Origin of the sequence: Aristaeella hokkaidonensis (assembly GCF_018128945.1) — a bacterium.
Classification (GTDB): domain Bacteria; phylum Bacillota; class Clostridia; order Christensenellales; family Aristaeellaceae; genus Aristaeella; species Aristaeella hokkaidonensis.
Window position 1 is genome coordinate 2,921,324 of the sequence record NZ_CP068393.1, and the last position, 15,281, is coordinate 2,936,604.

11 protein-coding genes are annotated in these 15,281 nt (G+C 55.2%); 5 read left to right on the forward strand and 6 right to left on the reverse strand.

Annotated elements, in window-relative coordinates:
* Positions 1–18: 18 nt before the first annotated feature.
* The 6 genes from dtd to JYE49_RS13155 all read right to left on the reverse strand — a co-directional run bounded on the left by dtd (position 19) and on the right by JYE49_RS13155 (position 7,911).
* Entirely contained in the window at positions 19–468 is a 450-nt protein-coding gene (gene dtd / locus JYE49_RS13130) for a D-aminoacyl-tRNA deacylase (RefSeq protein ID WP_093957969.1), read from the reverse strand.
* Between the two features lie 124 nt (positions 469–592).
* Positions 593–2,797 (reverse strand): RelA/SpoT family protein, encoded by a 2,205-nt coding sequence (locus tag JYE49_RS13135; protein ID WP_283399437.1) that lies wholly within the window; start codon positions 2,795–2,797, stop codon positions 593–595.
* 136 nt (positions 2,798–2,933) lie between these two features.
* On the reverse strand, positions 2,934–4,559 hold the full coding sequence (recJ, locus tag JYE49_RS13140) for a single-stranded-DNA-specific exonuclease RecJ (protein WP_179217394.1): 1,626 nt from the start codon (positions 4,557–4,559) through the stop codon (positions 2,934–2,936).
* 221 nt (positions 4,560–4,780) lie between these two features.
* Positions 4,781–5,674: a protein translocase subunit SecF gene (gene secF / locus JYE49_RS13145; protein ID WP_093957971.1), complete on the reverse strand. Its 894-nt coding sequence runs from the start codon at positions 5,672–5,674 to the stop codon at positions 4,781–4,783.
* Complete coding sequence (gene secD / locus JYE49_RS13150; RefSeq protein WP_093957972.1) at positions 5,674–6,999, reverse strand: protein translocase subunit SecD; 1,326 nt, start codon at positions 6,997–6,999, stop codon at positions 5,674–5,676. Before secD ends, secF begins: the two co-directional genes overlap by 1 nt.
* A gap of 108 nt (positions 7,000–7,107) precedes the next feature.
* Positions 7,108–7,911: a GNAT family N-acetyltransferase gene (locus JYE49_RS13155; RefSeq protein ID WP_093957973.1), complete on the reverse strand. Its 804-nt coding sequence runs from the start codon at positions 7,909–7,911 to the stop codon at positions 7,108–7,110.
* A 380-nt stretch (positions 7,912–8,291) separates the two neighbouring features.
* On the opposite strand from JYE49_RS13155, the gene JYE49_RS13160 reads away from it, so the two are divergent.
* The 5 genes from JYE49_RS13160 to JYE49_RS13180 all read left to right on the forward strand — a co-directional run bounded on the left by JYE49_RS13160 (position 8,292) and on the right by JYE49_RS13180 (position 15,227).
* Positions 8,292–8,810, forward strand: a complete 519-nt coding sequence (locus tag JYE49_RS13160) for a peptidylprolyl isomerase (protein WP_093957994.1) — start codon at positions 8,292–8,294, stop codon at positions 8,808–8,810.
* A 107-nt stretch (positions 8,811–8,917) separates the two neighbouring features.
* On the forward strand, positions 8,918–9,190 hold the full coding sequence (locus JYE49_RS13165; protein ID WP_093957974.1) for a cell division protein ZapA: 273 nt from the start codon (positions 8,918–8,920) through the stop codon (positions 9,188–9,190).
* Between the two features lie 133 nt (positions 9,191–9,323).
* Positions 9,324–11,759, forward strand: a complete 2,436-nt coding sequence (locus JYE49_RS13170; protein ID WP_093957975.1) for a peptidase U32 family protein — start codon at positions 9,324–9,326, stop codon at positions 11,757–11,759.
* Between the two features lie 226 nt (positions 11,760–11,985).
* Positions 11,986–14,343: an endonuclease MutS2 gene (locus JYE49_RS13175; protein WP_304583084.1), complete on the forward strand. Its 2,358-nt coding sequence runs from the start codon at positions 11,986–11,988 to the stop codon at positions 14,341–14,343.
* 188 nt (positions 14,344–14,531) lie between these two features.
* Positions 14,532–15,227 (forward strand): response regulator transcription factor, encoded by a 696-nt coding sequence (locus JYE49_RS13180; protein ID WP_093957976.1) that lies wholly within the window; start codon positions 14,532–14,534, stop codon positions 15,225–15,227.
* Positions 15,228–15,281: the final 54 nt, after the last annotated feature.

Here is a 15,281-nt window from a genome sequence, read left to right on the forward strand (position 1 = left end):
AGCGTTCTGATCGTAAGATCAGAACGCTTTTTCACTGTCCAGCAGGATGGTTACCGGGCCGTCGTTGATGAGGGATACTCTCATTTCTGTGCGGAAGCGGCCGGTTTCCACGTGGATTCCCTGACTGCGCCAGGCTGCTACTGCCCGCTCATAAAACTCGTTGGCCATTTCGGGACCGGCTGCCTGGAAATAGGACGGCCTGCGGCCGCCCCGGGCATCACCGTAAAGGGTGAACTGGGAAACGGCAAGGATGCTGCCGCCCACATCCAGGATGGAGCGGTTCATAACGCCGTTCTCATCATCATAAATGCGAAGGTTCGGGACTTTTTCCACGATATATTTCAGATCCTTATCGGTGTCTTCCTTTGATACGCCGATCAGGACCATCATGCCTGCGTCAATGGCGCCGACGGTTTCATTTTCAACGGTCACGGAAGCGCTTGTGACGCGCTGGACAACTGCTCGCATAGTAGATCCTTTCAGGAAAAGGTAGGAAGTAGAAGGTAGGAAGTAGGAGAGAGGAGTTAAAAAGTGTTGAGTGATCAGTGAAGAGTGATGAGTGAAGAGTGTAGAGTTGTTTACCGTGCGACGATTACTTCGTCGCACGGTAAACATCAAGAATATCAGACTTGTTTCTCAGGGCCTGGATGACCTTGTTCATTTCCTCACGGGAGTGAACGTCCAGGGTCAGATGAAGGGTGGAAATCTTGGTCTTTTCATCGCTCTGGATAGAGGCCGCGCGGATGGACACGCCGTTTTCACCGATGATGGTGGCGATTTCGCTGAGCATGTTCAGCCGGTCATAGGCAATGATGGTAATGGTGGCATAGAATGTGTTCTGGCCGTCGCTGGCCCATTCCACGGGGATACGGCGTTCTTCCTCGCCAGTGGCGACGTTGACGCATTCGGCCTTGTGGATAGTCACGCCGCGGCCGCGGGTGATATAGCCCACAATCTCGTCTCCGGGAACAGGGCTGCAGCACTTGGCAAAGCGGACGGGAATATCCAGGTCCTCGCTGCCGGTGAGCACGATGCCGTGATGGGCACGGTGCTGGCTGAGGCGCTTTTCCTCAGAAACCATATCGTCCACGGTCTGGACGGTCTGGACTGGCTGCTCCTTTGCCTTCTGCTCTTCGATCAGGCGGGTGACAACATAGACGACAGCCATGCCGCCGTAGCCGACAGCACTGCAGATGTCATCGAAGTCCGTGAAACCGGTGCGCTTCAGGATGGGCTCATAATACTCCGGCTTGACAATATCGGACATGCGGACGCCGCGGCGGACGCATTCCTTTTCAATCATGGCACGGCCGATTTCAACGTTTTCTTCCTTCAGGGATTTCTTCAGGAACTGGCGGATCTTGGCTTTGGCCTGGGGCGTTTTGCAGATCCGGAGCCAGTCGGTTCCCGGTCCCTTGGAGGAAGCGGAAGTCAGGATTTCCACCCGGTCGCCGGTGCCCAGGGGCGTATCCAGCGGAACGATTTTGCCGTTGATTTTCGCGCCGACGCACTGGTTACCGATGGCGGAGTGAATCCGGTAGGCAAAGTCCAGGGGAGTAGCGCCCTTGGGCATGGAAATAACGTCTCCCTTGGGCGTAAAGAGGAATACTTCCTCAGAGAAAAGGTCTGTTTTCAGGGTATCCAGGAACTCACGTGAATCCCGGGTCTCCGTCTGCCAATCCAGCATCTGGCGAACCCAGAACAGTTTGTGGTCCAGGTTGTCTTCCCGGTTGGCGCCTTCCTTGTACCGCCAGTGGGCAGCAATGCCGAATTCCGCCACGCGGTGCATGTCCCAGGTACGGATCTGCACTTCGAAGGGGAAGGGAATCTTCCGGCCACCCACAACGGTGGTGTGAAGGGACTGGTACATGTTGGCCTTGGGGACAGAGATATAATCCTTGAACCGGCCGGGGACCTGATTCCACAGGGTATGGACAATACCCAGGACTGTATAGCAGTCCGGAATGGTATCCACAATTACGCGGATGGCGATCAGGTCATAAATCTGGTCAAAGGCCTTCTGCTGAAGCACCATCTTGCGATAGATGGAATAGAAGTGTTTGCTGCGGCCGTCGATGTTGTAGCGGATATGCTGCTGGTCCAGACGCTCTGAAAGTTCATTGATGACCAGCTTGATGCTCTCCTCCCGTTCCTGGCGCTTCATGCCGACGAGATGAACAATGCGGTTGTAGCCTTCCGGATCAATGTACTTAAGGGACAGGTCTTCCAGCTCCTGCTTGATGGCATAAACACCGAGACGGTGTGCTAGGGGCGCATAGATATCCAGCGTTTCCCGGGCAATGGCCTGACGGCGTGCTTCCGGCTGGAATCGCAGGGTGCGCATGTTATGCAGACGGTCCGCCAGCTTGATCAGAACGACACGGATATCCCGGGACATCGCCAGGATCATCTTACGGAGGGATTCAGCCTGGGCTTCCTCACGATCCGCAAAATCCAGCTTGTTCAATTTGGTGACGCCGTCTACAAGATCCGCCACTTCATTGCCGAACTCCTCGCGGATGGTATCAAGGGTGATACCTTCGCAGTCCTCGACAGTATCATGCAGGAGACCCGCGGCGATGGTGGGGGGATCAATCATCAGATCCGTAAGGATCGAAGCGACAAGGGAAGGATGGGTGAAATAAGGCTCACCGGATTTGCGGAACTGGCCTTCATGGGCCTTTTCGGCAAACTTCCAGGCTTTTTCCACCAGCTTGTAGCCGTCACCGGGATGGTATTTCTGTATCCGGTTAAGCATCTGATCCAGAGGCATTGCTTCATAAGATGTGAAAGCCATGGGTGATCCTCCTTTCAGTCGGATTTAATTCACAATTCACAATTCATAATTCATAATGCTTTTCTGTTGCTCCCGATGAAAATATGGCTTCAGGAACAATATATTATTATACCATACTTTATGATTTATGTTTACTCTATGGTGTCCGGGTGCGTCGAGAGGACAGTACTAATAATTCTGAATTATTGACACATGCCACCTGGGCTTCAATGCTGACGCGGCCGCGGAAGTCGTTCCGGATGGGACGATAGAGCAGGTCCAGGACGGCAGGGCTTTCGTCAGCGACGTCGCCCTTTGAGAAGGCAATGCCGTCCACAACGGACAGGTCCTCATCCAGGACGGTCAGCTTCAGATGGGAGCCGTCTTTGCCTACCCGGCGGAGTGACTGAACTTCAGCACCCTGCAACAGGAAGAGCGGTGCGGGGTTGCCGCAGCCGAAGGGCTCCATGCGATCCAGCATTGCAAGGGTTTCGGGAGTCCAGGTACGGAATGGGATAATCATGTCATATTCCATGGCGGGCAGGAAGCATTCCTCCGGTGTGGCGGAAGAGATTTCTTCTTCCAGCCGTTTCTGAAGCAGGGGAATATTCTCTGTTTTTACGGTCAGGCCGGCCGCCTGTTCATGTCCGCCGAAGCGCTCCAGCAGGTCGGCGCAGGCGGAGAGCATACGGTAAATATTGACACCGGGAATGGAACGACAGGAACCGACGGCAGTGTCCTCATGAATGCTGAGAGCGATGGCAGGCAGGTGAAAGCGTTCACACAGCCGCCCGGCGGTGAGGCCGATCAGGCCGGGATTCCAGTCTTCTCCGGAAACAATGACTACATGGGATTTTGCCAGCTCAGCCGCATCCAGCTGGGTCAGGGCGGAGGCTGTCATCTCCCGCTCCAGGTTCTGCCGGGTGCGGTTGGCTTCCTCCAGCAGACCTGCGATATGGGAGGCTTTGGCGGGATCCGGGGTCAGGAGCAGATGGACGCCGAGTTTTGCGTCTCCCAGGCGGCCGGCAGCGTTAAGCCGGGGACCGAGGCGGAACGCAAGATCATCGGCGGTAACCGCAGCCTGTAGTCCGGCTTTTTCCAGCAGCGCTTTCAGGCCGGGCCGGGAGGTATTCATGATACGATGAAGTCCTTCCCGGACGATGACCCGGTTTTCTTCCTGCAGGGGGACGATATCCGCAACGGTGGCGAGGGCAGCAAGATCCAGCCGCTTTTCTACACCCGGCATCCCCTGAAGGGCCTGGCAGATTTTGAGCGCCACGCCCGCACCGCACAGATAGGGGCAGGGGTATTCTCCCAGAAGCGGATCCATCACCACGTCAGCCTGGGGGAGAATTTCCGGAGGCTGGTGATGGTCTGTCACGATGACGGTCAGACCAAGGGACTTCGCCAGGGCAACTTCTTCCACGTTGGAGACACCGCAGTCCACTGTAATCAGAACCTGAGCTTTTTCCGCTATTTCACGGACAGCATCGGCATTCAGGCCGTAGCCTTCGGTGTGACGGGAAGGAATGCGGTATGCCAGGGACGCGCCTTCCTCGTGCAGGGTTTCCATCAGGATGGAGGCAGCGCAGACGCCGTCTGCGTCATAGTCGCCGTAAACGAGGATGGTTTTTTCTTCATCAATGGCCTTCCTGAGCAGGGCAACGGTTTCCGTCATGCCAGGGAGCAGGAAAGGGTCATGGAGATCATCCAATGAGGGATTCAGGTAACGGCGGGATTCTTCTTCTGTATGGATGCCGCGGGCAAAGAGAAGCCTGGACATCCAGTCCGGAAGACCATTGAAAGGAGGGCAATCCGAAACACATCGCTGAATGAAACGTGTATGGGTCATGGGATTGCCTCCTTTCTGCTAATTCAGAATTATGAATTCAGAATTAACGGTATGATGAGAATTCGGGACTAGTCAATACAGATGCGGTATACAGATCCATAAAAAGAAGAAGAAAGGACTGCGTATCCGCAGTCCTTTCCGTTTGTTTGTAATCAGGCTTTGGCCTTGCGGCTGCGGCGTTTTTCTTCCAGGAAAGCCCAGACATAACCGTTGATCATGTTGGCGCTGTAGACACCGGAGAGGATACCGACGATGATCGGCAGAGCGAACTCACGGATGGAAGCAACACCCAGGATGCACAGAGCCACGATGGTGATCAGGGTGGTTACTGTGGTGCAGATGGTGCGGCCCAGGCTCTCACGAATGGAGATGTTGGTAACTTCTTCACGGGGAGCGGTGGGCATCTTCTTGGCATTCTCACGAATACGGTCGAAGATAACGATGGTGTTGTTGATGGAGTAACCAACAATGGTCAGCGCCGCGGCGATGAACGAAGAGTTCATCTGGATCACGGAGCGGAAGATCACCATGAAGGAGAGCATGATCAGCACGTCATGCAGCAGACCGAACACAGCGGCGAGGCCGGAGTTCAGGTCGAACCGGATGGCGATGTAGACCAGCATCAGGCCGGCGGCGAGAAGCACGGAGATGATCGCGTTCCGGACCAGGGTGTCACCGGCTACGGGACCAACGTAGTTCACATCACCGATGGAAACGGCTTCCGGATAGGTTTCTTTGATGCCGGCTTCGAAATCAGCCTGAACCTTCTGGATGTCGTCCTTGGTAATGTCCTTGATGCGGATGTTCACTTCATTGTTGTCGCGGCCCTGAACGGTGACGGTGCTGTTTGTAACACCCATGTTTTCCAGGACGTTAGTCACGTCAGCGGAAGTGACGGCGGTCTTCATATCATACTGCATGGAGAGGCCGCCTGCGAAATCGATACCCAGGTTAATTCCATTACCGGAGAGGTGCAGGCCCAGGGCGACGAGGATGATCACGGCGGAGATGATAAGGCAGATCTTGGAACGATTCTTGATAGTCATTACGCCTCAACCTCCTTTTCATCAACAACGTTTACTTTGGTATAGAGGGAGGTGTTGGTAGCACCAGCATTCACGAAACGGTTCATGAGGAAGCGGGTAACAATGATCGCGGTGAACATGGAAACAACCACGCCCAGCAGCAGGGTCTTGGCGAAGCCCTGGATGGAACCGGTGCCGTAGAACAGCAGCACGATGGCGGCGATCAGAGTGGTGACGTTGGCGTCCAGGATAGCGGACATAGCGTTTTTGAAACCGGCGCGGACGGCAGCCTTCACGCTGCGGCCCTTGCGGACTTCTTCGTTGAAGCGTTCGAAGATGATGACGTTCGCGTCAACTGCCATACCGATGCCCAGAACCACACCGGCCAGACCGGGCAGGGTCAGCTGGATATGGAAGAGAGCGATGAGCAGGAACAGCAGGATCGTGTAAATGGTCAGGGCCCAGGAGGCGATGAGACCATTCAGACGATAACGGAGGATCATCAGGAGCATGATCAGCAGGATGCCGATCAGAGCGGCACGCACGGAGGAAGACACAGCGTCCTGACCGAGGGTGGCGGATACTTTATCAACCTTCTGCTGGGTCAGTTCCAGCGGCAGGGCACCGGACTGGATCTTGGCGGCAACGCTGGTCGCCTGTTCTTGAGTGTAGTTGCCGGAGATGACGCCGTGGCCGTCCAGGATTGCAGTCTGGACAGTGGCGTTAACCAGCTGTTCACCGTCCAGCTCAATGATCAGGTTCTTACCGACATTGGCAGCGGTGACTTCGCCGAAGATCTTGGCGCCTTCTTCATTCAGTTCAAAGGCGATCTCATGACCTTTTTCGCCGTAGCTGTAAACGGCCTTCTTGACCATGTCGCCGGTCATGAAGACTTCGCCGTCGGGAGTTTTGAACTCCATCTTAGCGGCAGCGCCGATCAGGTCCAGTACGGTATCGTCCTGAACATCCGGGATTTCAACACGGATGCCGTCAGCGCCCAGCTGCTGGACATTGGCTTCATTGTAGCCCTTGTCAGACAGACGGGAGCGGATAATGGACATGGTACCTTCGCGCAGGCTGTCGAAGTCCGCGGTGGAACCTTCCGGAGCTTTGCCGGAATATTCAACATACATACCGCCCCGCAGGTCAAGACCCAGAGGCAGGGATTCAGGCCAGTTCTCGGAATTGGTGGTGGGCAGCCAGGACAGAACCTTGTACAGTCCACGGGGAGGCAGGCTTACTCCGGTGACACCGATCACGCCAAGTGCGATGGTGACGACGAGCAGCACACACAGCGCGATGATGGCTCCGGTTTTGCCGCCAACGCGCTTATTGCCGGATTTCATATTGATCGTTTCCTCCTTCGAAAACACAGTTGAAGATATTATAAACGCCTGACGTTTTTACGTCAAGCGCTATTCAAGGTAAATCAAGGGGAAGAACCGGAAAAGAACTCAGTTCAGATACATGCCCGGGAAGATCATATTGACGCCCAGAACGGTGCCTCCGAAGTCCGCTGCCAGACGCTGCTGGGGGACACTGCGGCTCATGATCCGGGTGGTGATGCGGGTAACACCTTCTGCGGCCATGATGGCCATCAGCCGATGCAGGAGTGCCTTGCCCATGCCCTGATTCCGGCTGCCGGGCTCAATATAGATGGCAACCAGTTCACAGTCTGTGCCCTGTCCGGCCATGATCGCTTCGCCGATGAGTACCGCATTGCGGTACAGGCCGAGGGTCATGAAGTGGGGCATACGCTGGAGGCTCTTGAGATAGTTCATATCCACAAAGGAGATTTCATTCATCTGGAGCCGGTAGATGAGGCTGTTCTGCTCGTCCCAGGTATTGAGGGGAGTGGGAGCAACAGTGCAGCTCATCGGAATGCGCCCGTCACCGAAGGGGATGGCCAGCTGGAGGACTTCATCGGTTTCGTTGCAGTCAAAACCGTTATGAGTATAGAAATCCTTCATCTGGATATCATTAGGGGCAATGCTTGTATACAGACGGCAGCGCATCTGCGGATTCACGTTCTGCAGAATGCGTGCACGGGCAACCAGCGCGCCGAAAAGGAGATACCGTGAAGCGGGATCTCCGGCCAGTGAAAAATACAGATTGACAGGACAGTCCGGATACAGGCCGGGCTGGAGCTGATAGAGGATAAAGCCATATCCGGTTTGTGTTCCAAGGTCGTCGACCGCGTAGAACACGTCTTCCGGGTTCAGCCCGTTTACAGGCTGCTGGGGATGTACGATCGTCATAGCGTGTACTCCTTTCGGGAATCCCCTTATTATACAAAGTATGGAGAAGGTTGTCAAAAAAGGCGCAGAGTATGCTCTGTGCCTTTTTTGAATGAAATATTTGCCCGCTGGGCAAATATGAAATATCGCTTTCGCGATGTGAAATACAGAACCGCAGCGCGGTTCTGTGTGAAATATCCGCCCAAGGGCGGATGTTATATTTACTTTTTACCTCCATGGTGTGATTGAAGCAAGGCTTCAATATCCCGGTGCTGCGGCACTGCTTGCCATGGGAAGGAAAAATCGTTATAATAGGGAAGCTTTCATTCTGAATGAAGGTAATTTATTTCAAAAACAATCTGGAACTGGAGCGGAGCTCCAAAGGGAGGAAAATCAGAAACATGGCACAGAATCCTGTGTTTACAATCACTATGAGCGACGGACGTGTGATGAAAGGCGAACTGTATCCTGAAGTCGCGCCGCAGTCCGTTGGCAACTTTACCGCGCTTGCCAACAGCGGTTTCTATGACGGACTGATCTTTCACCGGGTCATTCCGGGCTTCATGATCCAGGGCGGCGATCCCAAGGGGATAGGCATCGGCGGCCCCGGCTACTGCATCAAAGGCGAATTTGCCGCGAATGGAATTAACAATCCCCTGAAGCATACCTACGGTGTGCTGAGCATGGCCCGCAGCATGATGCCTGATTCCGCCGGAAGCCAGTTCTTTATCATGACCAGCGACAGTCCCCATCTGGACGGACAGTACGCTGCCTTCGGCAAAGTGCTGGAAGGAATGGATGTGGCAGAGGACATCGTGAAGGCAAAGCGGGATCGCTCCGATAAACCGCTTGAGCCGCAGGTTATGGCATCGATCCGGGTGGATACATTCGGACAGTGCTATCCCTTTGACCAGATCTGAGAAAAGCATTGAAGCGCGGAAAGGGTTGAACCCCTTTCTGCGCTTTTCACTTATGTACGGGATCATATGTACTCAATGAGGCGGTTGACAGAGACAGGAGGCAGGAAATGGAAAAGCAGAAAATCACCGTAACGGTTGCGGGCAAAAACTATACGCTGGTATCCGGCGACGCGCCGGAGTTTGTGAAGCGGGTGGCGTCTTTCGTGGACCGGAAGCTGAACGAAACGGCAGCGGTAACCAACCTGCCTTCCGGGCAGGCGGCTGTGCTGACCTGTTTTAACCTGGCGGAAGAGTTGCTGAAGGCGCAGGATGAGAATACGATGCTGCGCAGGCAGAACGAGCAATTGGCGCGGAGCGCCAAAGCAATTCATAATTCATAATTCAGAATTAAGTGCTGAGTTGATCCGGAAGATGACTTCCGACGTATGGATATAAAAGCTTTCAGCATGAAATTCAGGAGTATGCCGGTATATAATCATTATAACTCTGAATTAATTCAAGGAGTGTAGCGACATGGAGAATCTGGCTCCGGCAGGGAACCGCGCGGCTCTGGAACGGGCAGACGCGGCAGGTGCGGACGCGGTATACCTTGGGTATTCCGCTTTCAGTGCGCGCGCCGGTGCAGGGAATTTTAACCGGCAGGAGCTGGAGGATGCCATCCGCTATGCTCATCTGCGCCATATGCGGGTTCATGTGACCGTGAACACGCTGGTGAAGGACGGGGAACTGGCACAGGTGACAGAGGTACTGCGGCTGCTGAATGATCTTCATGCGGACGCTGTGCTGGTGCAGGACCTGGGTGTGCTGCGAATTGCCCGGAACCTTTTCCCGGATCTGACGGTGCACGCGAGTACCCAGATGGCCATTCACAACCGGACAGGAGTGGTCTGGTGCGGAAAACATGGAATCCGCAGGGCGGTGCTGGCACGGGAGTGCTCCCTGGAAGAGATTCGCAAGTGTGCGGATACCGGTGTTGAGATTGAAGTATTTGTTCATGGCGCGCAGTGTGTGGCAGTGAGTGGACTGTGCCTGTTCTCCAGCATGGTTGGAGAACGAAGCGGAAACCGCGGCCGGTGTGCCCAGCCCTGTCGGATGGAGTATGACTACCGCGGACGCTGGGGCGCATGGCTGAGTCCCAGGGACGTATGCCTGCGGGATGAACTGCCGAAGCTTGCGGAGGCCGGGGTGGCGTCCTGCAAGATTGAAGGCAGGCTGAAGCGGCCGGAATATGTGGCCACTGTGGCGGCCAGCTACTGGAAAGGCATGGACAGCCTGGAACGGGGATGCTTTGAGAAGGCCGACGAAGCAGAAAAAGAGGGGCTGCTCCAGATCTTTAACCGGGGCGGCTTCATGAAGGGATATGCCCTGGGCTGCGAGGACGCGGGGGTGATATTCCCGGACACGGTGAATCACCAGGGCGTCCGGATCGGCCGGGTGACGGCTGCGGACGGAAAACTGGCTAAGGTACAGCTGGAAAAAGACCTGCGGAATGGTGACGGGCTTTCACTGCGGGGAGCACATGAGGAGATTAGCCTGGTTTATGCCGGACCGAACCTGAAGACCGGGGAGACGGCTATCCTGCGGCTGAGGCCAGACGTGAAGGCCAAAGGCGGGGATATCGTATTCCGCCTGACGGCTGTGGATCAGCTGGAAAAAGCGGAAGCGATGAAAGGCCGGACAGTGCCGGTTGATCTTTTCCTGAAGGCAATGCCCGGAGAAGCACTGCGCCTGACCGCCACAGACGGGGAAAACACCGTAACGGTCACAGGTGACATCGTGGAAGCCGCGAAAACCCGGGCGGTCACAGAGGAAGAACTGGGACGCAGCCTGGAAAAGACCGGGGATACGGTCTTTGTTCCGCGTGAGGTTAAAACGAAGACGGCAGGCGCCTTTGTGCCGGTAAGCCGGGTGAACGCTATCCGACGGGAAGCGCTGGAAGCGCTGGCGGAGGAGAGAATAAGGGAATTCGAACAACGAATTCCCAATTCAGAACTTCTGCGATCGCTGTTACCAAAGGATCAAATATCCTTTGACATCTGTAGCATGGCAGCTGTTACCCAAATCAAAGATTTGGACAGCAGCTCAACAATTCAGAATTCAGAATTAAATGTTCCTGAAGAACACCTTCCTGCAGGAGAAGTGCCGCAGATTGCTTATATTCGTACGAAGGAACAGGCTGAGTTGGCCAGAACAGCAGGACTGTGGGTGGTCTGGTGTCCGGAGGATTACCGGACGGAAGCCCTGCAGGCGCTGAAGGCGGTAATCCAGCCGGGAGACTGGCTGGCCCTGCCGGATGTATGTGAGGAAGAGACCCTGCAGGCCCTGCGGCGTTATACAGAAGAAAACAAGGAACTGCTCGGCGGCGTTGTACTGGGTTCTGTCGGACAGCTGGGAACGGACTGGCCGGTAGCTTATGCGGCAGGCGCAGGGGTTCCGGTGATGAACCGTCAGGCGGCTTCGCTGCTGATGGAGGAAGGGTGCGCGTTTGTGACAGCCTCTCCTGAACTGACGGGGCAGGAACTGAAGACGCTCCTGGCCGGGGGCGCGCCTGTTGTGACAACGGTTTACGGACGGACACGGCTGATGCTGCTGCACCACTGTCCGGCGCGAACTGCCCTGGGACTGAAGAAAGGACATGCAGGCTGCCGGATGTGCGATGAAGGACATCCGGACGCACTGAAGGACCAGGTGCTGGAAGACCGGAAGGGATACCGATTCCCGCTCCTGCGTCAGCGGCTGCCGGAAGGGTGTCTGGTACAGCTGATGAATGCCTTCCCGACGGACATAATCAATTCAGAATTCAGAATTCAGAATTCAGAATTAAACAGAGCGGTTGTCCTGACTACGGAGGATCCGGAAGACACAAGAATGGTTCTAAAGGCTTTCAAAGAAGGACGGAAGACGGATGGGGAAACTACATCCGGACATTGGAAAAGACCGGTAGAATAAGCCTGCTGGCAGGCCTGACCTCGGAAGCCCCTCTGGCGGACCACTCCCGTTTAGTAAATTGCGTAGCAGTACAAAACTCTGACTTCGCTTTCGCTCGTCAATCGTTAAGTACTGACGCAATTTAATGTCCTGCGAGGGGCATTCCTCGCGGCCTGCCGAAGTATAGTTTAGGGATTTAAGGATCGGATTAGTTTCCTGAATTTAAGTAAAAGAGAGATATAAGGATATGATGAAAGAAAGAACACTGCGGGTGCTGGAGTTTACCAGGATCCGAGAGCTCCTGGCTGAGGGCGCACTGACGCCGGCAGGGGCGGAGAAGTGCCGGGCACTGGAACCGGCGGATGAACTGACTGCCGTGCAGGCACTGCAGGCGGAGACGGAAGAGGCAACCGTCATTCTTCAGTATACCGGCGGACATCCGATGATTGCGTTTCCGGATGTAAAACCGGCGCTGGTGGTTTGCGAGAAAGGCGGAAGCCTGAGTGCCGGGATGCTGCTGAATGTGGCTGAACTGCTGCGGGCGAGCCGCGCGGCCCAGGATGCGCTGGTAACGGAACGGGAAAATACTCCCATACTGCGGGCAAAGGCGGAGGGCCTTTTTGTTGCTCGGAATATTGAAAGGGATATAACGGACGCGATTATCTCCGAAGATGAAATAGCTGACCGGGCCAGCAGCGAGCTGATGAATATCCGTCGGCATCTGCGGGGAGCCCAGGACCGGATCCGGGATAAGCTGAATCAGATGATCCACTCCGCTACACTGCAAAAAGCACTGCAGGATCCGATCATCACCGTGAGAAACAACCGGTATGTGCTGCCGGTGCGGGCGGAATTCCGCTCCAGCGTCCCCGGCCTGGTTCATGACCAGAGCTCTTCCGGCGCAACGCTGTTCATCGAGCCGATGGCTGCGGTGGAAATGGGCAATGAACTGAAACAGTGGGAACTGAAGGAACAGCAGGAGATTGCCCGGATTCTGGCGGCATTATCCGCTGAAGTGGCGCCCTATGCCGCGGCCATGGCGGAAACCCAGGAGCAGCTGGCGGAGCTGGATTTCATCTTTGCCAAGGGACTGCTGAGCCGCCGGTTTTTCTGCGTGAGCCCGAAGATGAACAATGAAGGACACCTGAAGATCATCCGCGGACGTCATCCGCTGATTGATCCGGAAAAGGTAGTGCCCTCTACAATATGGCTTGGAGAAGAGTTTACTTCCCTGATCATTACCGGCCCGAATACCGGCGGTAAGACAGTAACACTGAAGACCGTGGGTCTGTTTACCCTGATGGCCCAAGCGGGCCTCCAGGTGCCGGCGGATCCGGGAACAGAGCTGGCTGTATTTGAGCAGGTGTTTGCGGATATCGGAGACGAGCAGAGCATTGAACAGAGCCTGTCCACTTTCTCCGGACATATGACCAACATCGTGGAGATTATGCACGAGGTGACGCCCCGGGACCTGGTGCTGTTTGACGAACTGGGCGCCGGAACGGATCCCACGGAAGGTGCTGCCCTGGCCCAGAGCATCCTGACACGGCTGCTGCATATCAAAGTGCGGACCCTGGCAACGACCCACTACAGCGAGCTGAAGGCTTTTGCCCTGACTACACAGGGCGTGGAAAATGCCTCGGTGGAGTTTGACGTGGAGACGCTGCGGCCGACATACCGCCTGTCCATCGGCGTGCCTGGAAAGAGCAACGCTTTTGAAATCAGCCGGCGGCTGGGACTGCCGGAAAACCTGATTGACGCAGCCCGGAAACTGCTGAGCGGAAACGCGATCCGGTTTGAAGACGTGATTGCCAATGCAGAGTATCACCGGCAGGTGGCGGAAAAGGAACGCCAGCTGGCTGAGGAAGCGAACCGTGAAACCATCAAGCTGCGCAATGAAGCTGAACAGCTTCGCCGGGAGATGGAACAGAAGCGAGAACAGGCGCTGCGCAAAGCCCGGGAGGACGCGAAGCATATTGTGGATCAGGCAAGACGGGAAAGTGAGAGCGTCATTGCCGAACTGAAGAAAATGAAGAAGAACGCTGCGCAGGGAGACGCCTCTGTGAACGACCTGCGCAGGCGGCTGGACAAGGAAAGCGACGCGCTGGCGGAGGGCCTCGGACAGGCTGCACCCGACGGCGGCGAAGCGCCGAAGACCGTCAAGGCCGGGGATAAAGTGAAAATTCTGACCCTGGGCGTAGAGGGAACCGTGCTGGCGCCTCCGGATGAAAAAGGTGAGGTACGGCTGCAGACCGGTATGATGAAGTTTACGGCGGAGCTTTCGCAGCTTCGGCTGATTAAGGAAGCTCCGGCGAAGGAGAAGACAACCGTAAAGGCGAAGACAGGCATGATGACCCGGACGGTGAAGAGCGAATGCGACGTACGGGGAATGAACCTGGAGGAAGCGCTGGACGCGGTGAGCCTGTACCTGGATGAAGCGGTGCTGGCCGGACTGAATGAGGTTTATGTCATTCACGGAAAGGGAACAGGGATCCTGCGGGCCGGGATCCAGCAGGACCTGAGGAAGAACAAGCATGTGAAGAGTTTCCGTCGGGGCATGTATGGTGAAGGAGAAGACGGCGTTACGGTCGTAACACTGAAGTGATATGTAATTCAGAATTCAGAATTAAGAATTCAGAATTTATAGTAAGGGATTTCTCCACTTCGCCTTCGGCTTCGGTCGAAATGACCCCTAGTGTATGTACGTATGTTTATGGAAAAGTTCAGGCCAAGCATCTCGAATTATGAATTATGAATTGTGAATTATGAATTGATAACGACGGAGGAGTTAGCGTGAAGGACAAGCCGTGTATTCTGGTAGTGGATGATGATCCGAATATCAGCAGGCTGGAGCAGCTGTACCTGGAAAAGGAAAACTATGAGGTGAAGGTGGCTGCGGACGGAAATGAGGCGATTGACTCTTTCCGGAAGATGCCGCCGGATTTGGTGCTGCTGGATGTGATGCTGCCTGGAACGGACGGATATGAGGTGCTGAAGACTATCCGGAAGAGCGGCAGTATCCCGGTCATCATGGTCACGGCAAAGGGTGAAACCTTTGATAAAGTGCTGTGCCTGGAACTGGGTGCGGATGACTACATTGTGAAACCCTTTGACGGAAAAGAACTGGTTGCCCGGGTGAAGGCGGTGCTCCGCCGGAGCCGCGGCAGCGAGGAGGAACAGGCCGGGGATCTGACTTTCCCGGGGCTGACAGTGAGCCTGAAGGAATACGACGTACACTATGAAGGAAAACGGCTTGAAATGCCGCCGAAGGAACTGGAAGTGCTGTATTTCCTGGCGTCCCATCCGAACCAGGTGTTTACACGGGAACAGTTGCTGAGCCAGATCTGGGGTTTTGACTTTTTCGGAGACAGCCGGACGGTGGACGTGCACATCAAGCGGCTGCGGGAAAAGCTGACAGACAGCGAGAAATACGGCTGGAGCCTGTACACCGTACGGGGGATCGGGTATAAGTTTTCTACCGACAGATAATCAATAATTCAGAATTCAGAATTAAGAATTCAGAATTATTAGTCCGGCGTTCCA